Source organism: Clostridium sp. (genome assembly GCF_029267215.1).
GTDB lineage: Bacteria > Bacillota > Clostridia > Clostridiales > Clostridiaceae > Sarcina.
Map to the genome: position 1 here is coordinate 65,124 of NZ_JARIDH010000019.1, position 25,667 is coordinate 90,790.

General features: G+C 27.5%; 22 protein-coding genes and 1 other annotated feature. Of the genes, 12 read left to right on the forward strand and 10 right to left on the reverse strand.

Annotated features, from left to right (window positions below; all coding sequences use genetic code 11):
• Window positions 1–38: 38 nt before the first annotated feature.
• Together Q1K13_RS01985 and Q1K13_RS01990 are read left to right on the forward strand one after the other, a co-directional pair.
• Complete coding sequence (locus tag Q1K13_RS01985) at window positions 39–2,588, forward strand: transglycosylase domain-containing protein (protein ID WP_300347328.1); 2,550 nt, start codon at window positions 39–41, stop codon at window positions 2,586–2,588.
• Between the two features lie 332 nt (window positions 2,589–2,920).
• Window positions 2,921–4,321, forward strand: a complete 1,401-nt coding sequence (locus tag Q1K13_RS01990; RefSeq protein ID WP_300347437.1) for an alanine/glycine:cation symporter family protein — start codon at window positions 2,921–2,923, stop codon at window positions 4,319–4,321.
• 38 nt (window positions 4,322–4,359) lie between these two features.
• Here Q1K13_RS01990 and Q1K13_RS01995 read toward each other — a convergent pair whose 3' ends face one another.
• The gene (locus Q1K13_RS01995; protein WP_300347331.1) at window positions 4,360–4,758 is read right to left on the reverse strand and encodes a hypothetical protein; all 399 of its coding nucleotides are present in this window, start codon (window positions 4,756–4,758) and stop codon (window positions 4,360–4,362) included.
• A gap of 46 nt (window positions 4,759–4,804) precedes the next feature.
• Window positions 4,805–5,881 carry a GNAT family N-acetyltransferase gene (locus Q1K13_RS02000; RefSeq protein WP_300347333.1) on the reverse strand — a complete coding sequence of 359 codons (1,077 nt, stop codon included), beginning with the start codon at window positions 5,879–5,881 and terminating at the stop codon, window positions 4,805–4,807.
• A 315-nt stretch (window positions 5,882–6,196) separates the two neighbouring features.
• On the opposite strand from Q1K13_RS02000, the gene Q1K13_RS02005 reads away from it, so the two are divergent.
• From Q1K13_RS02005 to Q1K13_RS02025, 5 genes are read left to right on the forward strand one after another with little or no spacing between them, the layout of a single operon-like run.
• Window positions 6,197–6,736, forward strand: coding sequence for a helix-turn-helix domain-containing protein (locus tag Q1K13_RS02005; protein ID WP_300347334.1), 540 nt, complete (start codon window positions 6,197–6,199; stop codon window positions 6,734–6,736).
• A gap of 30 nt (window positions 6,737–6,766) precedes the next feature.
• Window positions 6,767–7,816, forward strand: coding sequence for a spermidine/putrescine ABC transporter ATP-binding protein (gene potA, locus Q1K13_RS02010; RefSeq protein WP_300347336.1), 1,050 nt, complete (start codon window positions 6,767–6,769; stop codon window positions 7,814–7,816).
• 2 nt (window positions 7,817–7,818) lie between these two features.
• A complete protein-coding gene (locus tag Q1K13_RS02015; protein WP_300347337.1) occupies window positions 7,819–8,655 on the forward strand; it encodes an ABC transporter permease in 837 nt (278 codons plus the stop codon).
• Window positions 8,656–8,657: 2 nt separating this feature from the next.
• Window positions 8,658–9,458, forward strand: coding sequence for an ABC transporter permease (locus tag Q1K13_RS02020; RefSeq protein WP_300347340.1), 801 nt, complete (start codon window positions 8,658–8,660; stop codon window positions 9,456–9,458).
• A 1-nt stretch (window position 9,459) separates the two neighbouring features.
• Window positions 9,460–10,542, forward strand: a complete 1,083-nt coding sequence (locus tag Q1K13_RS02025; protein ID WP_300347342.1) for an ABC transporter substrate-binding protein — start codon at window positions 9,460–9,462, stop codon at window positions 10,540–10,542.
• Between the two features lie 36 nt (window positions 10,543–10,578).
• Here Q1K13_RS02025 and ndk read toward each other — a convergent pair whose 3' ends face one another.
• The 3 genes from ndk to Q1K13_RS02040 all read right to left on the reverse strand — a co-directional run bounded on the left by ndk (window position 10,579) and on the right by Q1K13_RS02040 (window position 12,250).
• Window positions 10,579–11,010 carry a nucleoside-diphosphate kinase gene (gene ndk / locus Q1K13_RS02030; RefSeq protein ID WP_300347345.1) on the reverse strand — a complete coding sequence of 144 codons (432 nt, stop codon included), beginning with the start codon at window positions 11,008–11,010 and terminating at the stop codon, window positions 10,579–10,581.
• Window positions 11,011–11,393: 383 nt separating this feature from the next.
• Window positions 11,394–11,540, reverse strand: coding sequence for a hypothetical protein (locus tag Q1K13_RS02035; RefSeq protein WP_300347347.1), 147 nt, complete (start codon window positions 11,538–11,540; stop codon window positions 11,394–11,396).
• 143 nt (window positions 11,541–11,683) lie between these two features.
• Window positions 11,684–12,250 (reverse strand): hypothetical protein, encoded by a 567-nt coding sequence (locus Q1K13_RS02040; protein WP_300347350.1) that lies wholly within the window; start codon window positions 12,248–12,250, stop codon window positions 11,684–11,686.
• Between the two features lie 251 nt (window positions 12,251–12,501).
• Here Q1K13_RS02040 and Q1K13_RS02045 point away from each other — a divergent pair, with 251 nt between their 5' ends.
• Window positions 12,502–13,773, forward strand: a complete 1,272-nt coding sequence (locus Q1K13_RS02045) for a D-alanyl-D-alanine carboxypeptidase family protein (RefSeq protein WP_300347352.1) — start codon at window positions 12,502–12,504, stop codon at window positions 13,771–13,773.
• Between the two features lie 179 nt (window positions 13,774–13,952).
• Here the strand turns inward: Q1K13_RS02045 and ppaX are convergent, their stop codons facing one another.
• Window positions 13,953–14,597, reverse strand: a complete 645-nt coding sequence (gene ppaX / locus Q1K13_RS02050; protein ID WP_300347354.1) for a pyrophosphatase PpaX — start codon at window positions 14,595–14,597, stop codon at window positions 13,953–13,955.
• A gap of 131 nt (window positions 14,598–14,728) precedes the next feature.
• Window positions 14,729–14,982: a binding site (T-box leader), on the forward strand.
• Between the two features lie 185 nt (window positions 14,983–15,167).
• On the opposite strand from ppaX, the gene asnA reads away from it, so the two are divergent.
• The 4 genes from asnA (at window position 15,168) to Q1K13_RS02070 (ending at window position 18,257) form a co-directional block, all read left to right on the forward strand.
• Window positions 15,168–16,178 (forward strand): aspartate--ammonia ligase, encoded by a 1,011-nt coding sequence (gene asnA / locus Q1K13_RS02055; protein WP_300347356.1) that lies wholly within the window; start codon window positions 15,168–15,170, stop codon window positions 16,176–16,178.
• 71 nt (window positions 16,179–16,249) lie between these two features.
• The gene (locus Q1K13_RS02060; protein WP_300347358.1) at window positions 16,250–17,068 is read left to right on the forward strand and encodes a tetratricopeptide repeat protein; all 819 of its coding nucleotides are present in this window, start codon (window positions 16,250–16,252) and stop codon (window positions 17,066–17,068) included.
• 105 nt (window positions 17,069–17,173) lie between these two features.
• Window positions 17,174–17,560: a CidA/LrgA family protein gene (locus tag Q1K13_RS02065; protein ID WP_300347360.1), complete on the forward strand. Its 387-nt coding sequence runs from the start codon at window positions 17,174–17,176 to the stop codon at window positions 17,558–17,560.
• Complete coding sequence (locus tag Q1K13_RS02070; protein WP_300347362.1) at window positions 17,544–18,257, forward strand: LrgB family protein; 714 nt, start codon at window positions 17,544–17,546, stop codon at window positions 18,255–18,257. Before Q1K13_RS02065 ends, Q1K13_RS02070 begins: the two co-directional genes overlap by 17 nt.
• Window positions 18,258–18,430: 173 nt before the next feature.
• On the opposite strand, the gene Q1K13_RS02075 is transcribed toward Q1K13_RS02070, so the two are convergent.
• The 4 genes from Q1K13_RS02075 to Q1K13_RS02090 all read right to left on the reverse strand — a co-directional run bounded on the left by Q1K13_RS02075 (window position 18,431) and on the right by Q1K13_RS02090 (window position 25,654).
• Complete coding sequence (locus Q1K13_RS02075) at window positions 18,431–20,593, reverse strand: type IA DNA topoisomerase (RefSeq protein WP_300347363.1); 2,163 nt, start codon at window positions 20,591–20,593, stop codon at window positions 18,431–18,433.
• A 535-nt stretch (window positions 20,594–21,128) separates the two neighbouring features.
• On the reverse strand, window positions 21,129–21,626 hold the full coding sequence (locus tag Q1K13_RS02080; protein ID WP_300347366.1) for a TspO/MBR family protein: 498 nt from the start codon (window positions 21,624–21,626) through the stop codon (window positions 21,129–21,131).
• A gap of 110 nt (window positions 21,627–21,736) precedes the next feature.
• On the reverse strand, window positions 21,737–23,773 hold the full coding sequence (locus Q1K13_RS02085) for a sensor histidine kinase (RefSeq protein WP_300347368.1): 2,037 nt from the start codon (window positions 23,771–23,773) through the stop codon (window positions 21,737–21,739).
• A complete protein-coding gene (locus Q1K13_RS02090) occupies window positions 23,774–25,654 on the reverse strand; it encodes a sensor histidine kinase (RefSeq protein ID WP_300347371.1) in 1,881 nt (626 codons plus the stop codon).
• Window positions 25,655–25,667: the final 13 nt, after the last annotated feature.

The window sequence follows — 25,667 nt, forward strand, 5'->3', positions numbered from 1 at the left end:
ATTAGAAATATAAAGTTTTATTATGTTAGGAGGAAAAAATGACTGACAAAAAAAGAGAGCATAAAGATAATCAGCAAAAATCTAAAAAGCCTAAAAATCAATCAAAAGTAAAGAAATTTTTTAAATGGTTCTTTATAACGATTTTAGCCTTAGGAATAACTGCTGTAACACTCCTTGGAGTTTACGTTCTTTCAGTAATAAGTTCTGCTCCAAAATTGGATGTAAAAGCAATACAATCTCTAAATCAGCCATCCATTATTTATGATGATAAAGGCGATTTTATGGATAATGTTATTACACGTGAACAACGTTATGTAGTATCATCAAGCGAAATCCCTGATAACCTTAAAAACGCTTTTGTAGCTATCGAAGACGAAAGATTTTATGAGCACAAAGGAATAGATCTTAAAAGAATTTTTGGTGCTGTTATTATAAACTTTAAAAACAAATTATCAGGTAGAAATTCTGTTCAGGGAGCTTCTACTCTAACTCAACAACTTATAAAAAATGCAGTACTTACAAATGAAGTTAGTTATGAGAGAAAAATAAAAGAAATTTATTTAGCCTTAGAACTTGAGAAAAAGATGAGTAAAGATGAAATTTTAACTACTTACCTTAACACAATTCCAATGGGTGGATACCAATATGGTGTTGGAGCTGCTTCTCAAAGATTCTTTAGTAAAAATGTTTCTGACTTAACTTTAGTTGAATGTGCATATTTAGGCGGACTTACTCAAGCTCCAACTACTTACGATGGACTTTCAGAAGCTAACCAAAAAGAACCTGGAAAATCAAGATATATAAATAGAACTAAATCTGTTTTATTTAAAATGCATCAACTAGGATATATATCTACTGAACAATATGATAATGCTATACATGAAATAGATACAAAAGGAATTGTATTCACTCCAAATAATAAGCTAACAAAAACTAATTTCGAGTGGTTTACAAGACCTGCCATAACTCAAGTTAAACAAGATTTAATGACTAAATATAAATATACTCAAGAAGAAGTTGATAAACTTGTGGCTAATGGTGGTTTGAAAATCTATACCTCTATGGATAGAAAATTACAAAATAAAGTTCAGAAAATATTAGATGATAAAAATAATTATTGGGCTATTACTAAAAACCCTGATGAAAAAAATGAAAATGGAATTTATACTCTACAAGCTGCAGCCACAATAATAGACTATAAAACTGGTCATGTTAAAGCCTTAATAGGAGGTAGAGGTGAACAACCACCAATGTCTCACAACAGAGCTTACTATGACTTAAAATCAGTTGGTTCAACTATAAAACCATTGACTGTTTATGGCCCTGCTATTGATTTAGGTCTTGGTGGAGCAGGTTCTGTTGTAGATGATTCTCCACTTACAAAAAAACAATTATCTTCAACAGGGTATAAATCACAACCTAAAAATGAATATAGAAATTATAAAGGATATCTAACTTTCAGAGAAGCCTTAAAAATATCTAGTAATATAGGTGCAATCAAGGTTGCAAATGAAGTTGGAACAGCAAACTCTATAGCTTATGGAGAAAAACTCGGCTTAGTATTTGGACCAAATTCTAGAGGAATATCAACAACTGCATTAGGTCAATTCCAAAGTGATCCTAATGATCCAGATGGAGGAAATGTTTATAAATTAGCTTCTGCCTTTGGTGTATTTGGTAACAATGGTATTAAAACTGAAGCAAAACTTTATACTAAAGTATTAAATTCTAGTGGAAAAGTTTTGCTAGATACAACTAAACCAGAAGAAACTCAAGTATTCAGTCCTCAATCTGCTTATATACTATATGATATGCTTAAAGAACCAGTTGAAAATTACACAGCAAAAGCTGCAAAATTCGGCAATATTCCTGTTGCAGGTAAAACTGGAACAACAACTGGTGATAAAGACTACTTATTTGCAGGATTAACGCCTTATTATTCAGGCGCTGTTTGGATTGGTTATGATAAACCAAGAGAAATGGGAACAAGTAGTGGTAAGGTAACTCCTCCATTATTCGGTAAAATAATGAAAGTAGCTCATGAGGGATTAAAATATAAAGAAGTTCAAAATCCAGGTGGAATCAGTAAAGTTGCTGTATGTATGGATTCTGGGTTAAAACCAACATCATTGTGTGCTCACGATCCTAGAGGAAGTAGAGTTTACTATGACTGGTTTGTAGATGGAACTGCTCCTTCTGAATATTGTGATCACCATGTAAAAGTTAAAGTAAATAGATTAAATAATAAACTTGCAACTGATAAAACTCCATCAAGTTTAGTCGTTGAAAAAATATTCTTAAGTAGAACTGGAACAATAGGTCAAACTCTAGTTTCAAAATATGTGGTACCAACAGAATACGATGATATGACTTCAATTCATGTAGAAGATAAACCTGATGATGACGGTGATTCATCTAAAAAACCTGAAACTCCAGAAACTAATCCTGGAAATACCACAGATAACAGTACAAATCAAAATGTTATTCCTTCAACCTCAGGTCAATCTGAAGAAATAATACCTCCTCCATCAGTTGGAAATAATAATACAGGAACAACACCACCTACATCATCTCCTAATGATGATTAACAAAGCATTAAAATGCAATAAAACTAATATCAACTTGCATTTTATATGATATCCAAATAAAGTTATCGAGATTTTACATTCTCTCGGTAGCTTTATTTATTTTTTATCCATCCCTTTAAACCAAAGATATACACTCCTCCTCATAACAACTCCTTTTTACAATCATTCATATTCGTCTAAAACCATACTATTTCTCACTGTTTATATGAATAATCCTATATTAACTCTTGCATTTTTTCAACTTTCGTATTAAAATAAATTATAAATGTTATATAAATCGAGAAATTATATTTTTACAGAAGGAGGAATTTATGAACACACTTAATGAAATTATGAACTCAGTAAACAATGTAGTAATTAATTTTAACAGTTTCCTTTGGGGATACGTACTAATCGTTTTATTAATTTTTACAGGTCTTTTATTTTCTTTTAAGACTAAGTTCGTTCAATTTAAATACATAAAAGAAATGTTCCGTCTTTTAGGTGATGGCTTTGGAAAATCAGATAAAGAAAAAGGTGGGGTTTCTTCATTCCAAGCCTTTTGTATAAGTACGGCTTCAAGAGTTGGTACTGGTAATATAGCTGGTGTTGCGATTGCAGTATCAATCGGTGGTCCAGGTGCTGTTTTCTGGATGTGGATTATTGCTTTAATAGGTTCTGCATCAAGTTTTGTTGAAAGTACACTAGCACAGATATATAAAATTAAAGATAATGATACTTTCAGAGGTGGTCCTGCTTACTACATGGAAAAAGGACTAGGAAAAAGATGGCTAGGTATATTATTCTCAATACTTATAACAATATGTTTCGGTTTTGTATTCAACGCTGTTCAGGCTAACACTGTAAGTATTGCATTCCACAGTGCATTCGGATTTTCAAGATTGTCAATAGGTATTATTTTAGCAATAATAACTGCATTAGTTATTTTTGGTGGAATACACAGAGTAGCTAAGGTTTCAGAAATAATAGTTCCAATATTAGCAGTTGCTTATATACTAATTGCTATAGTAGTATTACTTTTAAACATAACTGAAATACCTTCAGTATTAAAACTTATTGTTGAATCAGCCTTTGGAATGAATCAACTTGTAGCAGGTGGACTTGGTGCAGCAGTAATGCAAGGTATCAAAAGAGGATTATTCTCTAATGAGGCTGGTATGGGTAGTGCGCCAAATGCGGCAGCCACAGCTACTGTTTCACACCCAGTTAAACAAGGATTAATCCAAACATTAGGTGTTTTCACTGATACTTTATTAATTTGTTCATGTACAGCTTTCATAGTCCTTTTATCAGGATCATACATAGGAACAAATTTAACAGGTATAGAATTAACACAGAAAGCCCTTGTTTCTCAAATAGGACCTTTCGGAGCTTACTTTATTGCAATATGTATATTACTATTTGCATTTAGTTCAATAGTTGGTAACTTCTATTATGGTCAAACAAACATAGAATTTATAAACTCTAAAAAATGGATTTTAAATGTTTATAGAATAATTGTTATTGGTATGGTTTTATTTGGATCAGTTACAGAAGTTGCTTTAGTTTGGAATTTAGCTGACTTATTCATGGGATTAATGGCTATATTAAATATAATATCAATCTTATTCCTTGGAAAATATGCATTCCTTGCACTTAAAGATTATACAGATCAAAAGAAAGCAGGAATTAAAGAACCAGTATTTAAAGCAAAAAATATCCCTGGATTAGAAAACGTAGAAGAATGGCAATAAAAACAAAAAGCTTTGAGATTAATTTCTCAAAGCTTTTTTTATATCAATCTTTCGAAAACAACTTTCTTCTCAAGTTCTAAGTTTTCTAAATCTATTTTAATTTTTGATATTGAAGGGCATCCCTCTTCTCTCCATTTTCTCATATATGAAGGTGTAGCCTTAAAACTATAATAATAAACCTCTTCATATTCATCTGAAAATTCTAAAACCTCTAACTTGCTTTCACAACTTATGTTAATTATGTCTTTTTCTACATTACTTAGTATTGGCCAAAAATACTTCATAGGTATGTTATATTTATATTCTTCTCTGTTTTTAACCACTCTACTTTCAAATAAAGCTCTTTTTATTATTCTATTTTCCTTATGTACCTCATCAATATCTGCCTTAAAAACTACATTTCCTCTTTTGTCTTCATCTAATTTAATGTTTATCATTTAATAAACAACTCCTATTCAATCTAATTAAGTAGAATTTTTCAAATTAAAAATCTAATTCATCTAATATAGATTCTCCAAAAAGTTTTTTCATCAAGTATTTAAATCCTTCTACTTCAAAAGATTTTTTTTTAACCATTATAAATCTACCATTATCAATTACATTTTCCTCAGAACAAGTAATTGAACCAAGCTCTTCTTTAATTTCTTCTTTCCATTCCTTATAATAATACCCTTTTAACCCTCTTAAAAGCTTATTTTTGATAAAAGGTATAATTCCATTTCCTAAAACAAGAACTCTCTCACATCCATTTATACTTTTTAAAATACTATTAAAATCTTCATCTATATTAATTTTATTTGTTTTACTAGATGGAACTATTAAAACATCTAAATCAACCTCTTCTATGGATTTAAGATTTTCAAAATATATATTGTAAAAATTCCTATGACTTAATGATTTTTGAGTTCCTATTAGTTCTATTGAAATAAGTTTTCTTTCTAAAATCCTATTTATTCTTTCAGCCATTTCTATAAAAGATATTGCTGAACTTAAAATCATATCTTCATATATAAATATTCCTATTACTCTATCTTTTAAAACAATATTATTTGTATTTTTAAAATCCTCCTTAAATAATCTATAAGAATAATTTTCCTTATTTTTATACATTATTTTAAATCCAAATCTCTCTAACCTTTCTCTATTTCCATCTAAAGGGACTGTATCTAACATATATAGCCCCCCAAATTCATAAAAGAAGAATTCTAATATAAGCTGAACAGCTTCTCTCCCATATCCTTTATTTCTCTTGGAAATTTCTATTCTAACATTTAATCTAGCCGTTTTAGTTATAGAATCATATCCATGGAAACTAGCTTCTCCAACTGGATTATCGTTATAGTCAAATACTAGGCAATAAAGATTTCTTCCATCTGTTGGATTTACCATCTTTTTATAAAAACCATCCCACTTATAACTTGGAAAAGATACTGTTTTCCCTACATCAGTCATACTATCCATATCACCCCATAGTTTTTCTGTATAACTTAATTCTTCTAAGCGAGGTGTTCTTATGTATATTTTTCTCCCCTCTCTCCTATAACAATTTCTTTTATCCATCAAACTACCACACCAATCATTTATTAATTTAAGAGTATTTTATCATAATTACCACAAACTGTGAAATTTTTTGCTTACAATTAAACAATTATTCTTCTTTAATTTACTAATACTATATATTCCTACCTTTGTAATTAATGCTACTAATAAAAATTCCCACTTTGTTATTCTTCATAAACTTTTAATTGTAAATATTATTCATTATTTTTTTGTTGATTTTTACCGAAAAACTATTTATAATTATCTATGTTTGTTTAGTAATTTTAAACTTTAAGTTTAGTAAAACTGATAATTAATGAAATAGAGGTGTGAAACTTGGAAATAGGAGATAAAATTAGACGTCTCAGAGTGGCCAAACAGTTAACACAAGAAGAATTAGCAAATAGATGTGAATTATCTAAAGGATTTATTTCTCAACTTGAGAATGACCTTACTTCTCCATCAATAGCTACTTTAATAGACATATTAGATACATTAGGTACAAATCTGACGGAATTCTTTAGCGAGGATACAAATGAAAAGATTGTCTTTTCAAAGGATGATATGTTCGAGACAGAAAATGAAGAACTAAAATATAATCTTATGTGGTTAGTTCCAAATGCTCAAAAAAATGACATGGAACCTATAATGATTACCATTGAATCAGGAGGCCAGTACATAGAAGAAGAACCTCATGAAGGAGAAGAATTTGGATATGTTTTATCAGGAACAATCTACCTTCATTTAGGAGATAAAAAAGTAAAAGTAAAAAAAGGTGAGAGTTTTTATTTCAAACCAAAATCAAATCATTATATATCTAATGCGGGAAAAGTTTCTGCAAAAGTTATTTGGATAAGTACTCCACCATCATTTTAATATAAAAATTAGAAAGCAGAGGTGTTAAATTTGAAAGATAATAATATTATTGAATTAAAAGGAATAACTAAAGCATATGGTAAAAACACCATTTTAGATAACCTTTCTTTAAACATTAAAAAGAATGAATTCCTAACTCTTTTAGGACCTAGTGGATGTGGTAAAACAACCACTTTAAAAATAATAGCTGGATTTGAAACTGCAGATAGCGGTCAGGTGGTCTTTGAAAATAATATTATTAATGATATACCACCTTATGAAAGACAATTAAACACAGTATTCCAAAAGTATGCTCTATTTCCTCATATGAATGTTTATGAAAATATAGCATTTGGATTAAAGTTAAAAAAACTTTCTAAGAAAGTTATAGATGAAAAAGTAAAAGAAATGCTTAAACTTGTTGCACTTGAAGGATTTGAAAATAGAGATATTGAATCACTAAGTGGTGGTCAACAACAGAGGGTTGCTATTGCAAGAGCCTTAGTTAACGAACCAAAGGTTCTTTTATTAGACGAGCCTCTAGGCGCCTTAGATATGAAACTTAGAAAAGGAATGCAAATAGAACTAAAAAAAATACAACAAAAATTAGGTATTACTTTCATCTTTGTAACTCATGACCAAGAAGAAGCTTTAACAATGTCTGATACTATAGTTGTTATGAATAAAGGTGAGATTCAACAAATGGGTTCTCCAGAGGATATATACAATGAACCTGTTAACTCATTCGTTGCCAAATTCATAGGAGAAAGCAACATAGTTGATGGAACTATGTTAGAGGATTTCAAAGTTGAATTTGCTGGCAAAGTATTTGACTGTGTTGATAAAGGCTTTGATAAAAATGAAGCTATTGAGGTTGTTATTAGACCTGAAGACTTTGAAATTGTTAAATACGAAGATGGTATGTTAAAAGGAACTGTTAGCTCTATTATTTTCAAAGGTGTTCACTACGAAATAGAAGTAAAGGATGAAAACTACACTTGGATATTACACAATACAAAGCATGCTGAAATAGGAAGTAAGATTGGATTAAGCTTAGATCCTGAAAGCATACACATAATGAAAAAAGAGAGTGATGTTTAAAAATGAAAAATTCTAATAAAAAATTATCCTTTGTAGCTTATCCATATGTAGTATGGAGTGCATTATTCATAGTTATCCCTTTACTTTTAATAGTTTTCTTCAGCTTTACCTCAAAAGTTGATGGAAGATTTGTATTTTCATTAGAAAATTTCCAAAGATTATTTGAACCAATATACTTTGGAGTATTTGTACGCTCTATTTGGCTTGCATTTTTATCAACTTTTTTATGTTTATTAGTTGGTTACCCTGTGGCCTACATAATTTCTAAACTTCCAATAAAGAGAAGAAATATATTAATACTTTTATTTATACTTCCAATGTGGATGAACTTTTTACTTAGAACATATGCATGGATGGCAATATTGAGTAGAGATGGGCTTATAAACACATTATTAGGTTATATTGGCATAGGTCCTCTAAAAATGCTTTATACAGATGGTGCCATATTACTTGGTATGATTTATAACTTCTTACCATTTATGGTTATACCAATATATACTGTACTTATAAAAATAGATAAAAACTTAGTTAATGCTGCTTATGATTTAGGTGCTACTAAATCTCAAGCTTTCAGAAAAGTTGTTTTACCACTTAGTATTCCTGGAATAATTTCAGGTATAACAATGGTATTTATGCCAGCAGTATCAAACTTCGTAATTCCTAACCTACTAGGTGGTGGAAAGTATATGCTAGTTGGTAGCCTTATTGAACAACAGTTCACAACAATAGGTAACTGGAACTTTGGTTCTGCCTTATCAATCTTCATGATGATATTAATTTTAATATCTATGGGATTTATGTCTAAATATGAAAAGACTAACAAAGAAGGAGGTAAATAGTCATGATAAAAAAGTTAAATGATTTTATATCTAGATTTTATCTAGCTATAGTTTTCATATTCCTATATACACCAATCGTAACATTAATGATCTTCTCATTTAACAGTTCAAAATCTATGGCTGTTTGGGAAGGCTTCACTTTTGATTGGTACACTTCTCTCCTTCAAAACGATAGAATATTAGAAGCCCTTTATTACACAGTGCTTATTGCCGTTATAGCTTCCGTTGTTTCCACAATAATAGGTACTATAAGTGCCATAGGAATAAATAATATGAAAAAAGGGCCTAGAACTTTACTTCTTAATGTAAACTACTTACCAGTTTTAAATCCTGATATAGTTACTGGTATTTCATTAATGACTTTATTTGCAATAGCTGGTATATTATTTGGATTAAAACCTGGATTTTGGACTATGCTTTTAGCTCATATAACATTTGATATTCCATATGTTATATTATCTGTTTTACCAAAATTAAGACAGCTTCCTCCAAATCTTACTGATGCTGCCTTAGATTTAGGTGCAACACCTTCATATGCATTAAGAAAAGTTATAATACCTCAAATAATGCCTGGTATAGCTGCTGGATTTTTAATAGCTTTCACAATGTCAATTGATGATTTTGTTATAAGTTTCTTCACTACAGGACCTGGGGTTTCAAATCTTTCAATAGAAATTTATTCTATGGCTAGAAGAGGAATTTCTCCTGAAATAAATGCTTTATCAACTTTAATGTTTATAGTTATTCTTGCATTACTTCTTATAGCTAACAAAAAACAATCTTTAGTGAAAGGAGAACGTTAATATGAAAATTAAAAAATTCTTATCAATAGCTTGTGTAGCATTATTTTCTGCATCTCTTTTTGTTGGATGTGGAGCGAAAAAAGAAGATAATTCTAAAGCTCAAAATAACAGTAACGTTCTTTATGTTTATAACTGGGGAGATTATATTGATCCAGACCTTATTACTAAATTTGAGTCTGAAACTGGAATAGATGTTAAATATGATGTTTATGATACTAATGAAATAATGTATCAAAAACTTAATAGTGGTAATGTATCTTATGATATAGTAATACCTTCAGATTATATGATTCAGAAAATGAAAAAAGAAAATATGTTAGCTAAAATAAATTATAAGAATATTCCTAACTATAAATATATAGGAAAACAATTTAGAAATTTAGCTTATGATCCAACAAATGAATATTCAGTCCCATATATGTGGGGAACAGTTGGTATTATATATAATAAGAAAAAAGTAACTGACCCTGTGGATAGCTGGGATATTCTTTGGAACAAAAAGTATAAAGATCAAGTTATAATGCCTGATAGTGTTAGAGATGCTATGGCTGTTGCTGAGAAAAAACTTGGATATTCTTTAAACACTGAGAATTTAGACCAAATAGAAAAAGCTAAACTAGAACTTATGAAACAGAAAAAAGCTGGATTAATACTAGCATATATGGTTGACCAAGTTAAAGATGTTATGGTCGCTGGCGAAGCTTCTCTTGCTGTTGCATGGTCTGGAGATGCTGTTACTATGATGGAAAGAAATCCTGATTTAGCCTATGCACTTCCTAAGGAAGGAACAAATAAATGGTTTGATGCAATTGCAATACCTAAAAATGCTCAGCATAAAGAAAATGCTGAAAAATTCATAAACTTCCTTTGCGATCCAGAAAATGCCAAACAAAATGTTGAATATATAGGATACTCTACTCCAAATACAGAAGCTTATAAATTACTTCCTAAAGAAGTACAAGATAATAAAGTAGCCTATCCTGATCCAGAATCTATAAAAAACTCTGAAGTATTTGTTTCTTTACCAGAAAAAATATTAAGAAAATATGATGAAGCTTGGTTAGAAATAAAATGCGTTTACTAATAAAAAAACATGTGCTGATTTAGCACATGTTTTTTATTATCCACATATTTTTTCACTTAATATTTCCGGGAACCATAATTTTATTTCTCTATTTGCACTTTCTAATGAGTCTGATGAATGAACAGAATTTTCCTTACTACTTAAGGCAAATCTTCTTCTTATTGTGCCAAATTCAGCCTTTTCTGGATTTGTAGGACCATTTAAACTTCTAATTTTTTTGATTGCATCCTCTCCCTCAATAACTAAAGCTATAAGTGGACTTCTAGTTATATATTTTATTAGAGAATCAAAAAAATGTTTTCCTTCATGTTCTTTGTAATGCTTTTCAGCAAAATCTTTATTAATCTGTTTCATCTCCATAGCTTTTATCTTTAGTCCTGCTCCCTCATAAACCTCTAATATTTTTCCTATAATATTTCTTTCAACTGCATCAGGTTTTATTAAAACAAGACTTTTCTCTAAACTCATGAAAATTCCTCCCTAAAAATTATTTCCCTTAAAATATATTATACTTATACTATTACATTTATGTAATTATTAGAAATTAAATTCACATAAATTATTCATTATTAACTTATTATTTCCACTTAATTTTGAAACCTATATTATATATCAATCTTCTAATTATAATTAATATTAAAAGATGTGTTAATTTATGCTTAGAATGCTACTTATAAAAAAAATTTATAACTTACTAATAGATAAAATTAGTTTTACTTTTAAATACATGTAATCTTAGTATTAATTAAATCAAAAAACACAAGTATATACATACCTGTGTTTTTTATTTAATTATATAAGCTATCTTCTTTAAACTTACATAAAAACTTTATTAAAAAGGTTTTTATATTCTATGCATCACAGCTATCCTGTTCCGCACCATATCTTGCACTTCCATCCATATTGAACTCTTCATTATCCTTGTATGATATGAAAATTCCATCATTTGGTTCGTGTCCTTTTCTTCTTTTTCTATTTTCTTTTTTATTATTCTTCATTTTTATCAACCTCCTTCAAATTTATTATTTGAATTAAGGCCTTTTTTTATTAAAGAAATTATTTATATGAATTTTTAAACCTAGACCATATTTTCCCTACATTTAAATAACTAACATATAAATCTTATGTTCACTCTATAACTCTATAGATTATCCCACATATCCTCTATACTTTCATAATCTTCTAAAACTTCATCCATTAATTCTAAAGCTTCATCATTATTCCAAGTTTCATACTTTTTTATATTATTAACCATTATTATATTTTCTTCTTTTCCCTCTTTAACAAGTATAGTGCTTTCACATTCATTTTTATATTTAGTTAAATCTTCTATTATTGTATTATTTAACTCAATAGTCTTTACTCTATTATTCTCTTCATCTCTAAAATCTATAAGTATTCTATTAGATTTTAGCAATGCATTTAAAAATTCAAAATGCCACTGAAAACCATAATTAAGCCATAAATCGTAAGTAGTATCTTCTCTGTTATCAAATCTAAGCATAACTAAAAATAAATCTATTTTTTTATTACTTATGATGCTACTTTTTAATCCAACCAAAACTTCATCTTTCAAATCACCTAACACTTCCAAGTAATCTTTAACAAAAATTATTGGTAAAACTTCATTATCTACTTCTACTAAAAGTGGATTCAATGTTCCAATTTCACTCTTTTTTAAAATATCATCTACAGTTAATGATTTCATATATACCACATCCCATATTTCATTTAATTAATTATTTCATTTAATTAATTATTTTATTTCTTTAAGACATAATCAACTTTTAGGAATATATCTTATTTTTTATTTAAAATATCTTATATTATATAGTAAAATTCAAGTAATTTCTATCATTAAAGGTCTACACTGTAAATTCTATTATTATTGTTATTATCCCCTATAGATGTTATAATAAAAAAAGTTTAATGAGATTTAAAAATTAGGAGAGATGAAAATTGGTTAGATTTAAGAAAAAGCTTTTAAGCTCACTATTAGTCGCTTTATCAGTATCATTATTCACACCAGCAAAAACAACCGTACATGCTGCCGAACTTCAACAACCTGATATAGTTGGAAAATATGCTGTTACTCTAGATTATGATACTGGAGAAATTATTTATGCAAAAGGAATTGATGACAAAGCATACCCAGCTAGTACCACAAAGGTTATGACAGGCCTTTTATTCGCTGAAAATGCAAAGAAAACAGATTCTCTTCCTTACACAGCTGATGCGAAAAATCAGCAACCATACACATTAAATGGTAGTTTTGGCCCTATCCCAGTTGGAGAATCAATGAATAATAATGATTTAATGAAAGCATTACTTATGTTCTCAGCAAATGATGCTGCATATGTAATAGCTGACGGGGTTGCAGGAAATGCTGAAAAATTTAGTGATATGATGAACCAAAAAGTTAAAGAACTTGGGTTAAAAAATACTCATTTCGTTACTCCAAATGGTCTTCATAGAGATAATCACTATACAACAGCTTACGATATAGCTGTTATACTTAGAAATGCCTTTAAAAATCCTTGGATTAAAGAAACTATGGGACTTAAAGAAAGCACAATTACTATTAACGGAAAAAAAGTAATTTTACATAACAGAAATAAAGACCTTGGTATAGACGGAAATATTGGTGGAAAAACTGGATTTACTACTCCTGCTGGAAGATGTTTAGTTACAGTTTATGAAAGAAATGGCAGAAAAATAGTTGGAGCTGTTTTAGACTCTCAATATGATGCCAAGGATGAAACTGTATTTAATGATATGAACAAAATCATGAACTATAGTTATGATGTAAAAGAAGTTCCTTATATCAAAGCAAATACTACAGTTGATACTATTCCTGTACAATATAAATTATTTAGATGGTTTGGCCCTAAAAAGACTATAGATGTACCCTTTAACTCAACACAAAATATTAATTATTATGACAATACTGTAAACAAAAAAGAAACTACTAAATCAATAGATTTAAAAGGTATGAATGCTTGGCAAATAGCTTCTAATCCAGAAGCTGCCCATGTTACAGTAAGTCAAAGAGCTTATAGTAAAAACTATCCTGTTCAAGCTGAAATAAGTACATTTACACTTATAAAAGCAAACTTACTAAGTTACTTTGGAATATTGGTATTAATTGTAGTTGTTATAGTATTAATCTTATTATTAATAAGAACTATCAACTTAAGAAGACGTAGAAAACGTAGAAGAAGAATATTTTAATATAATAAAAAAAGATTTAGTCTTAGGCTAAATCTTTTTTTATTTTTAATAAATTATTATGAAATCCAAAAACTATAAGCTATGCAGAAGAAATCATAAGTTTTATTTTTAATATATTATTCTGAAATCACAATATTAATTTTAATTTATCTTATATAGTTTTTTAAATATATTGTTTATTATGCATTAAGTTTTTCAATAATATCTAATAAATCATTGGGCTTGTCTATAAAATAATCTGGATTACTCTCTTCTAATTTATATAAAGGCAAAGCAGTGTAAGTAACTCCACAAGTTTTTATCCCTGCATTTTTTCCTGACAAAATATCATATGGTGAATCTCCTAATATCATAGCTTCTTTAACATCAACTCCTATCTCACTACAAGCTTTCAGAACTGGCTCTCCATCTGGTTTATGCTTATTTGTAGATTCTGGAGTAATAAAAGTATCAAAATACTTAAATATACCCATTAATTTAGCTCCTCTTTCTGCCATATCCCTCTTCTTAGAAGTTACAACACCTAATTTTATTCCCTGAGATTTTAATTCTTCTAACATCTCTTTTACTCCAACGAATTCTTTACATTCTTTATCATGAAGTTCTAAATTTACTTTTCTATAAAATGTTATCATTTCATCAACTCTATTTTCATCATAATCTTTAAAAATCATATGTAGTGGTCTACCAAAATTCATTCTTATTTCCTCTTCAGATGGTTCTAAATTCATAATTTCTTTGTATGTGCTTTGAAAAGATTTAAGTGTTAAATCATTACTATTTATTAATGTTCCATCTAAGTCAAATAAAACTGCTTTTATCATAAAATTCTCCTTTAAAATTCAAAATAATCACCTTTTTTCCTCATTATATCATAAAAATTTTAATTTTTTTCATAAAACTCTTCACAAATCCTTAATTATGTTGTATATTAATTATTAAATAAACAAAATTTACAAAAGCATTGATAGGAAGAAGTAATCTTTGGAAAGAGTTTTAGCGATTGAGGGATGGTGTAAGCCTCATACTATACCTTTGATGAAAAACATCCTTGAGCTTCTAACCGAACTCTAAATTATTAGACAGTAGACTTAGACGGGTTTTCTTTCCGTTAAAAGAAGAACAGTGTTAAGATGCACTGGTTTAAAGTGAGTGCTTTTGTACTAACATAGGTGGTACCGCGGAGATATTATAGCCTTCGTCCTATTTAATTATAGGATGATGGCTTTTTTTATTATAAAAAAATACACCTATTTTTATACGTATAAAATTTTTTAAGTTAAATAAAAACTTGTTTGGGGCCATAAACAAGAATTAATTTATTAAAATAATTTAAACTAATATAGTAAAATTATTTAATTTAAAGTAAAAATATTTGTTAAGGAGTTTTTTAAATGGAAAAATTATTTATACCAAAAGAATATAAACCTTTATTATCATTAAAAGAAACAGAAATTGCTATAAAAGATCTTAAGGACTTTTTTGAAAATTCATTAGCAGAAAACTTAAACCTAACTAGAGTTTCTGCTCCACTATTTGTAAGTGAATGTTCAGGATTAAATGATAACCTAAATGGTGTAGAAAGACCTGTTAGTTTTGACATGAAGGCTATGCCTGACCTTAATATTCAAATAGTTCACTCTCTTGCTAAGTGGAAAAGACTTGCACTTCATAGATATGAGTTTGAACATGGTGAAGGACTTTACACTGATATGAATGCCATAAGAAGAGATGAGGACTTAGATAACATTCACTCTATATATGTTGACCAATGGGATTGGGAAAAAATTATAAGTAAAGATGAAAGAAATTTAGACACATTAAAGACTACAGTAAAATCAATCTATAAAGCGTTTAAAGATTCAGAAGATTTTATAGTTTCAAAATATCCTCATTTAGAAAAATTACTTCCTGAAGAATTAAAGTTTATAACATCTCAGGAACTAGAGGATAAATATCCACACCTTACATCAAAAGAAAGAGAAACTGCTATTTGCAAAGAATATGGAGCAGTCTTCATAATAGGTATTGGTGGTAAACTAAAATCTGGAGAAAAGCATGATGATAGAAGTCCAGACTATGATGATTGGACATTAAATGGTGATTTATTATTCTACTACCCTCTTTTTGATGAGGCTGTTGAACTTTCATCTATGGGAATAAGAGTTGATGAAGAAAGCTTACAAAAGCAATTAAAAATTGCAGGCTGTGAAGATAGAAAAGATCTTCCTTTCCATAAAATGCTTCTTGAAGGAAAATTGCCTTATACAATAGGTGGTGGAATTGGTCAGTCAAGAATTTGTATGTTCTTTCTTAGAAAAGCTCATATTGGAGAAGTTCAAGCCTCCATATGGGATAAAGATATGATAACAAAATGTGAAGAAAACAACATTCATCTTTTATAAAAATTCAATATTATCCCCCTGTTAAATAGGGTATAATTTTCTTAATAAACTAATAAAAGGGGGATTATATTATGACTGAAGGTAGTTTTAAAAATTTATTAGACCTTATTATATTAATAGGCTTAATTTTTGTGATTATAAAAGTAAATTTACTGCTTGGTAGCATATTACTTTTATCATTCCTTATATTTAAGCTAACAATCAACAAACACCTAATATATATGTTTAAAGGGGCTAAACTATTAAAGTTAGGAAATTTAAAAGAATCCATAGAATATTATAAAAAAGCTGCATTTTGTCAAAATTCTAATGTAAAAGCAATTAAAACTTATATACTTTTAGAAATTAAGAATGATTCTTTTGAAGAAGGGTTAAACACATTAAATAATATTATTTCTAAAAGAAAATTTTCACCTAATGATGCAAATGAACTTGATTTACTACAATCCATAATATATTGGAAAATTGGCGATATAAAAACTTCTCTTAAAATTCTTGATGATTTAAAAAGAAGTGGATATAACTCTTTAGAATTTTATGAAATTTATGGATATGTATTAATTAAAAATGAAGATTTTGAAAAAGCAATAGCAATAAGTACTGAGGGCTTAAAAATAGATGATTTAAGTCAAATATTAAGAGCAAACTTAGGAGAGGTTTTTTATAGAATTGGGGATATTGAAAAAGCTTGTTTTTATTTTAATGATTTAATTGATGAATGTACAAATTTCTCTGAACCATACTATTTTATGGGTCTTATTTCAAAAGAAAAAGAAGATTTTTATAAAGCTAAGGAAAACTTAAATAAAGCGCTTAAGTATAATGAGTCTATTCTAAGCAACTTATCAAAAAATGATATAGAAAACGCTTTAATAACTATAAATCCTTAATTTTTATGATTTTTGATTATAGCTAAAAATATAAATTCATTCTATAATGTATAAGGAACTTTAAAAAGTTCCTTATATTTTTTTAAAAAAGGAAGTGATTATCTAGTGAAGCTTTTAAGAGAAATGCTTATAGTAGTTTTTATATACTTCATAGGCGAATTTATTTCTAAAAACTTTATACATAGTGTACCAGGAAATATTATTGGTATGTTACTATTATTAGTTTTACTATGTACTAAAGTTGTCAAAGTAGACGCTATAGACACTGTAGCTCAATTTTTCTTAGACCATTTAGCCTTTTTCTTTGTTCCAGCAGGTGTTGGTCTTATGACAACTTTTGGATTATTAAAAGGAAATATTCTAAAATTATTAGTAATATGTATAGCATCAACATTTGTAGTAATAGGTGTGACAGGATTAGTTGTACAGGCTTTAATTAGAAGAAAAGAAAAAAAATTATTAGGAGATGACATTAATGAGCAACATTGTTAGTAATCCTTTATTCGGAATTTTATTAACCCTTTTTGCGTTCGAAATTGGTATGACCATTTATAAAAAAACAAAAATGCCAATTTTAAATCCACTACTAACTGCAATTGCTTTAGTAATCGCAGTGCTTGTTACATTTCATATAAGTTTTAAAACTTATAATATTGGAGGTAATTTCATAAATGCCTTTTTAGGACCAGCTACTGTAATATTAGCAGTTCCTCTATATAAACAACTACAATTATTAAAAGATCACTTTGTTCCAATTATTACTGGAATTATAGTTGGAAGTTTTGCTTCTATGTCTTGTGTTGTTATAATGGGATATTTCTTAGGAATAAACCATAAACTTATAGCTTCCCTAGTTCCAAAATCAGTTACAACACCAATCGGAGTTGAAGTAGCTAGTGGACTTGGTGGAATTCCTTCAATCACAGTAGTTGCAATCATAATAACAGGTATCACAGGTGCAGTAGTAGCCCCTATTGTATGTAAAGTTTTAAAAATAGAACATGCCGTTGCTATGGGTGTTTCATTTGGAACAGCTTCACATGCCGTTGGTACTACCAAGGCCTTAGAAATAGGTGAAACTCACGGTGCCATGAGTTCATTATCAATAGGGGTAGCAGGATTAATAACAGTTTTCTTAGCACCACCTATATATATGTTGGCAGCATTAATATTAAATTTTGCCAAATAAAAAACAGTGTGATTTTATCACTGTTTTTTTATTTTTTTAAGAAAGTATTGATTTTAACCATCCATTTAAGTCTACTTAATTTTAAGTTAAAATAATAATTTTATATATAAAAAGAGGTTAATCTAAAAGACAAACCTCTATAAATTAACCTTTAATTATATTTAAATATTACTTTAAATAAATTCCATTCTCCATTTGAAGTATCCTTTTTCTTCATCTTTTTCGTAGAAGAAATATGCTGAGAAGGTATTTCCTTTTCTACTTTTTAGATTTCTAAAACCTACTTTTCCATTAGCTAATAAAAGTTTTACCATTTGAGGTGTTACTCTTTTTCCAAAGGAAGTTATATATCTATCGTTTTTCCAAATAGTATATTTACATCCATTCTTCCAGTTTACACATCCAAAACCTTTTTCTCCTTCTATAACTGGGTTTCCACAATTAGGACAAACACCTAATACTTCTACTCCTTCAGGGGCTTCAACTTTTATGTGCTTTGCCATGGAATCATCATTTTTTATGGCTTTAACTCCTTCTAAAGTGAAGTTTTTTATAAGTTCTAAGAAATCTTCCTTTTTAACTTTTCCTCTTTCTATGTCTGAAAGAGTTTTTTCTAGTCTACCTGTGTATTCTAGGTCTAAAAGCTCTTTTACTGGGAATATTTCAACAATTGTTCTTCCTAAATCAGTACAAGTTAAACTTTTTCCTTTGGTTGTTATATACCCAACATCCTTAAGCTTTTTAATTGTTTCCGCTCTTGTTGCTGGTGTTCCTATACTAAATCCACTTAATATTGATGCCATGATCTCTTCACTATCTTCCTCAGCATCCTCCTTAAAACTCTTACCACAAGTCTCCATTAATCTTAATAAAGTTTTTTCAGTATGTTTTTTAGGTGGTTTTTTAGTTACCTTATTTATTTTACTATCAACTAAGTCCACAATATCCTTCTCCTTTACCATAGGAAGTATTGTATCCTTACTATCTATCTTTTCTACTACTCTCCATCCTTCAACAAGCTGAACTTTACCTTTTGAAACAAATATCCCTTTAACTTCTGGTTCATTTATTTTAGTTGTTATTTTTGTTTCTTCAAATTCAGCAACAGGCATAAACTGCATTAAAAATCTATTTTTTACTGCCATATAAACTATTCTCTCATCTTGAGTTAAGTTATTAGGTTTCATGTATGTTGGAACTATGGCACTATGGCTTTCTACCTTTGAGTTATCAAAAACTCTCTTACTCTTAACAAATTTAACTTGCTCTTCATATGGCAATCCAACCTTTAACTTCTCTAAAACATTTCTTGTTCTATCAACTAAACTTTCTTCTAAGGCCACACTTCCTGTTCTAGGATATGTTATAAATTTCTTTTCATATAAAGACTGAGCAACCTTTAAAACCTTATCTGAAGTCCACCCCTTATATTTACTTGTTATGTATCCTTGAAGATTTGAAAGATTAAATAAAAATGGAGGATATTCTTTTTTCTTTTCAGTTTGTTTTTCTATAATTTCTCCATTTTTATCTTTAAGTTTAGCTTTAATCTCATCTAACATTTTCTTATCTTCAAATTTTTCTGAGTTATTTTCATAATATGTTCCCTCAAATTCTTCATTTGAAGATGTTTTAAATGTGGCGTTTAATTTATAATAGGCACTTGATTTAAAGTTTTCTATTTCCTTATCCCTATCATAAATTATCTTTAAAGTTGGAAGAAGAACTCTTCCTATGTTGAGAATTTGGCCATCATTTAATTTATATTTTATTGTTGTAACAGAAGTTAAGTTTATCCCAATTATCCAGTCAGCCCACTGTCTTCCTATACCAGCATCTTGAAGAGATTGCATCTCGCAATTAGGCTTTAGTTTTTCCATTCCTTTTTTAACCTCATCTGCTGTCCACTCATTTAATAGAAGTCTATAAACAGGCTTTTTTTCTCTAAAATAAAGGAATATTTCGTCAGCTATTACTTGCCCTTCCCTATCAAAATCCGTTGCTGATATTATACACTCAACATCCTCTCTATCAATAAGGCCTTTTATTATTTTTATTTGCTTTTCAGCACCCTTATCAACCATATTTCTATTTAAAGAATCTTGCTTTATCTTATACTTAAATGTTTCAGGAATGAATGGGAATTTTTCCATTCTCCATCCTTTCATATTTTCATCATAATCTTTTGCATCAAATAGTTGTAATAGATGACCAAAAGCCCAAGTTATAAGATACTCTTCTCCTTCAAAGTATCCATCTTTTCTCTTTTTAATATTAAATGCATCTGCAATATTTCTAGCAACAGATGGTTTTTCTGCAATTATGACCTTTTTCAAAGTATCACTCCCAAATTATTATCCTTTTGTTATAATATCTTCTTATTCACTATTATTAGTTTTGACAAATTTCTAAATTTATTTCAAAGCTATAAATATATTAAGCTTTGTTTTAAACTAGTTTTGATTTTAGATATAACTTTACGACCATCTTAATAAGCGGCTTAGAGTTTCATTGAATATGTAAGAATAATAGCGTTAAGAAGCGAAGTTGTTTGACCAATGGGAGTTTCTTCGCTTTAGCTATTATTCTGGAATATTCAATAGAAACTCTCTGCAAAATTAAGTAGGTCTTATTGGATAGCTAAAATCAAAACTCTATTAAAACAGAGCCATTTATAAAATTAACCATTGGTTAAAATAATAAACTCACAGCCTAAAAAGACTGTGAGTATTCACTTATTTTTATTTCAAAATAAATTCTAATCTTTATTTATTATAATATAAAATTCAATTTATTCATAGCCTATGAAATATAAGTCACTTATATAAGTCAGATAATTTTCTAAAGAAATGTTAAAAAATCTAATATTTTCTACATTTCATTTAACATCCATATAAATAAATTTAAAACTCCTGCAAAGGAAACCCATACTATATAAGGAACCATAAGCCATCCTGCTATCTTATCAAATTTAAAAAATTTTATTGTGGTTATTATTATAATAATCAATAATATTATAAGTTCAATAAAAGCTAATCCATATAATTTAAACCAAAAGAATATTATGCTCCATGCAAAATTTAGAATTAACTGGAGTCCATAAAGCAATAATTCCACTTTTGTTTTCTCTCCACTCTTATACCTTAAATATATTCTATAAGCTGCTATGCCCATAAGTATGTATAATACTGTCCAAACAACTGGAAACACCCATGATGGTGGGCTAAACCAAGGTCTATTAAGATTCTCATACATTTTTGCATTTCCACTTATTAATTTTCCTACTACTAAACTTCCACCTAAACTTATTAAAAGACTTATTATTAGGTCTCCTAAATTAAATTTACTATTAACCTTAAATATATTCACATACACCACTCCTCAATGTAAGTATATGTTTATTATGAAATATTTATTATATATAAATATCAAAAAACAATGCAAAAGCTTTTACTCCAACTTTTGACCTTATATGTTTATTATATATAAATATCAGAAAACTCCACTTCAACCTTTTCCATAAGATTATAAAAATCACTTTTAAATTCAAGCTCTATACTTTCATTTTCTTTAAACAACTCAATATCATAAAAATAAAGTTTAAATTGATTGCCCTTTTCTTCATTTACATTTACTTTCAAATCTCCCCCCATAATATTCATAAGAGATTTGCTTATATAAAGGCCTAGTCCACTTCCTTCTTGAGTTCTGTTTAAAGCCTTATTATTTTTAGTGAACTTATCGAAAATATATTTTTGTTCATCAAAACTAATAATATCACCATCATTTTCTATCATTATTACTAAGTTTTTTTCTTCAAAATATATTCTTATATACACCTTTCCATTGTATTTACCATATTTTAATGAATTTGAAAGTATATTAAGTAATACTCTTTCTAATAAATCCTTGTCAAAAGCTACAAAAGCCTCTTCAAAGTCTGGATCAAATATAATATTTATATTTTTCTTTTTTATATATTCTGATGAAGCATCTATAGTATTTTCAACAACTTCCACAATGTTATAAACCATAATAACTGTATCTATATGTCCTTCTGATATTCTATTAGCATCTATAAAGTTATTTATGGTTCTAATAAGCCTTAAACAGTTTTTTCTTATTATTAAATTATTTTTTTCTATTGATTCTATATTTTCATTTTTTATATTTAAATCATTTAATTGAAGAGCTGAATTCAAAACATTAATAGGAGTTCTTAATTCATGACATATATTTGTGAAAAATTCTCCCTTTATATGTTCCTCTTGTAATTGTTTAGTTAAATACTTATTTAGTCTTAAAACATTATTTCTTTTTGTTACATCCTTTATTATTATGACAGTATAGTTTTCTCCTAAAGGAATTGTATAAACTTCTCCATCTAAAAATTCATTATCTTGAGTTTTTAATATTATTTCACTATATCCATCTAATCCAAGTTTTGCTTTATCATACATTTTTCTTTTACTTATCATCTCTTTAACAACTTCTATATTTTTAAGAAGTATTTCTTCTCTATTATTTATTCCTAATAAGTTTAATGCCTTATTATTAAGATAAAATAATTTATCATCATTAAACATAAACAAATAATCTCCTATAGATGATACAATTTCATTAAATAAAATTTCTTCTTGATTTAGTAGATTTTCTAATTCTTTTAATTCCTTAATCTTTTTATTTAAATACTTTCTATTTTTTCTGTATTCCTTTTTTTTAATACTCATAACTTTATTTAAATCATTAAAACTTTTATTTAGTGATGAACTTATTAGCCCCTCTGCCAATACATAATAAGAAGTAAATTCAATAAGCATTCCTAGAAATATTCCACATACAGAAATATTTAATCCATTTCCTATTTTATTTAATATAACTAAATTTCCAACTGAGTTTAACAATATATATATTATGGAATAATAAAAAAATTCATCATCATCTTTTTCACTAATAATAACAATATTCATAAAAGTAATTAAAAATAAAAATATTATGACTAAAAACACAATATTTTTAAAACATAATAAAACCATTGTCTTTTTTAAAAATTTCATACTACTAAATATAAAAAAATAAATTAAATTCCCAATTAAAAATATTAACATTAATTTTCTATTTAGACTTTTAAAAGATGATTTCTTTTTCCTCTCTAAGACTATAGAAAGGAAAATAATATATTGCAAAATTATACTAAACAATTGATAAAAAAACATCTTATTACTTATAATAAAAACATTATTATCAATTATAAACATTATCTTTATAAGTATAATCCAAATTAAACCTGCATTAAGGTAAGAAACTAAATTTTTTTTATTTCCTATTTTAGTACTCTCTCCTATAAATAAGGCTATGCCTAAAAATACAACTGAAGAAACTCTTAATGCCTTATAAAAAAAATCATAATTACTTTTATTAAAATAAAGTACAGAAATAGTAATTAATGTTATATATATTCCTCTTAAAATATAATATTGTAATTTTGGATTTTCATCTTTAACATTGTAATTCACCTATATTTTCTCCCTATTAAATTCTATTCTTATATTAGTACCTACCTGTTTTATTGAAGAGATCTTCATTTTACCGTTTTGTAATTCTACTAGGTTCTTAACTATATATAATCCAATACCAGTACTCTTGTTTTTTATTCCACTGTCACTTTTATTTCCTTTATAATACCTTAAGCATGCATTTTTTAAAAACTCTTCATCCATCCCTTCTCCAGTATCACTAAACTCAATAATCACCTTATTTTCATTTCCTTTTATATTTACAGCTATACCCCCATACTCTGTATGTTTTATTGAATTTGAAATAAGATTTATAACTATTCTCTGTATAAACTCATAATCGCATTTAACATATAGCTCTTCTTCATTTGTATCAAAAATATATCCTAAATTCTTATCTTTTATATATTCAGATAGCTTGTCTATGAATTCTTCAATCAATGCTACTATGTTATAAATTTGAAGATTAGGTTTTAAGTAATTATAATCAATCTTAGAAGAATCAATTAAATTATTGGCTAACCTCATTAAAATCATACAATTTTCTTTATTAACTTGGTTATAATAATCTATTTTTTCAAAATCAGAACTATCTAACATCTTTCTTTGCAATTGAGAAGAGGTATAAATAACATTTATGGGAGTTTTTAGATCGTGAGATATACTAGATAAAAAATCATTTTTTATCTGCTCTTCTAAAGTTTCTTTATTTAAATCTGCTTTTATCTTCTCAGATTTTTTAAATTCAGTAATATTCTTCAAAGATATTATTAATTTATCCCTTGTTTCTGCTAATATTTCTATATCCCAAAAAATTTCATAATCATTTATTTTAAGAGAAGCAACTCCAGATTTCGTTAATAAAAACTTTTCTTTATTCTTAACTTCTACCAAATCAAAAATATTTTTATTTATTATTTTCCTTTTATCACTTACTCTCATTTCTTTTACAAATTCTTTATTTGTAGTAAAAATTCTAAAATTACTTTTGTTTAAAATTATTATTGAAGTTGGAAGGTTTTCTAAAAAATCCTTAAAATAAGTTTCCTTACTTCTTATTTCCATATTAAACTTTTTAAACTCCCTATTACTTTCCTCCATACGCTCACTTAAAATACTAATCTTATTATTTCTATGTATCATTTTATTGTTTAAAAAGTTATAAGGTCTTCTTATTAACATTTCTGAAGTACTAATATATATTAAATAATATGACCCTATTTTTAATATATCTGTAATTAATAATATCCATGTAAAACCTGATGTAAAAGTTAAAAAATCCAGTATTATTAATAATAGGTTTGTTAATAATAATATTTTCACATGATTTAAAAACTTATTCTTTACTAATTTAATATCTTTTATTTCCAAAAGTATTATTATAATAAAGAATATAGAAGCTCCCCAAAACATGTAAATATCCCTAATAAACAAACATACTAATCCTATAAGTATTATAGAAAATATTTTCCATTTTTTAATAAATTCTCTTCTTTTAAAGCTTACAACTAAAAATAAAGAGTATATACTCTCAAGTATTAAAGAAATAGCTACACTTTTAAGTTTTACATACTCAATCATATTATCTTTATAACGCCCTAAAACTAAATATGTTAGAGTATAAAATTTTAATAAAGCAATGATTAATAACAATAAAATTATAACTTTAAATATATTTTTATTTGAAAACTTAAAAATAGTTGTTACTACAAACATTATAGTGAATATAAGTATTGTTTCTATTAATGTTGATATATTTAATGCAACATATGGATTTAATAAGTATATAAAAACTAAACATAAACACATTATTAAGAATCTATTTTTAAATTCTAAAACTTTGTCCAACTTTAAATATATGTATTCCTCAAAATACTCCAAAGTAATTCACCCC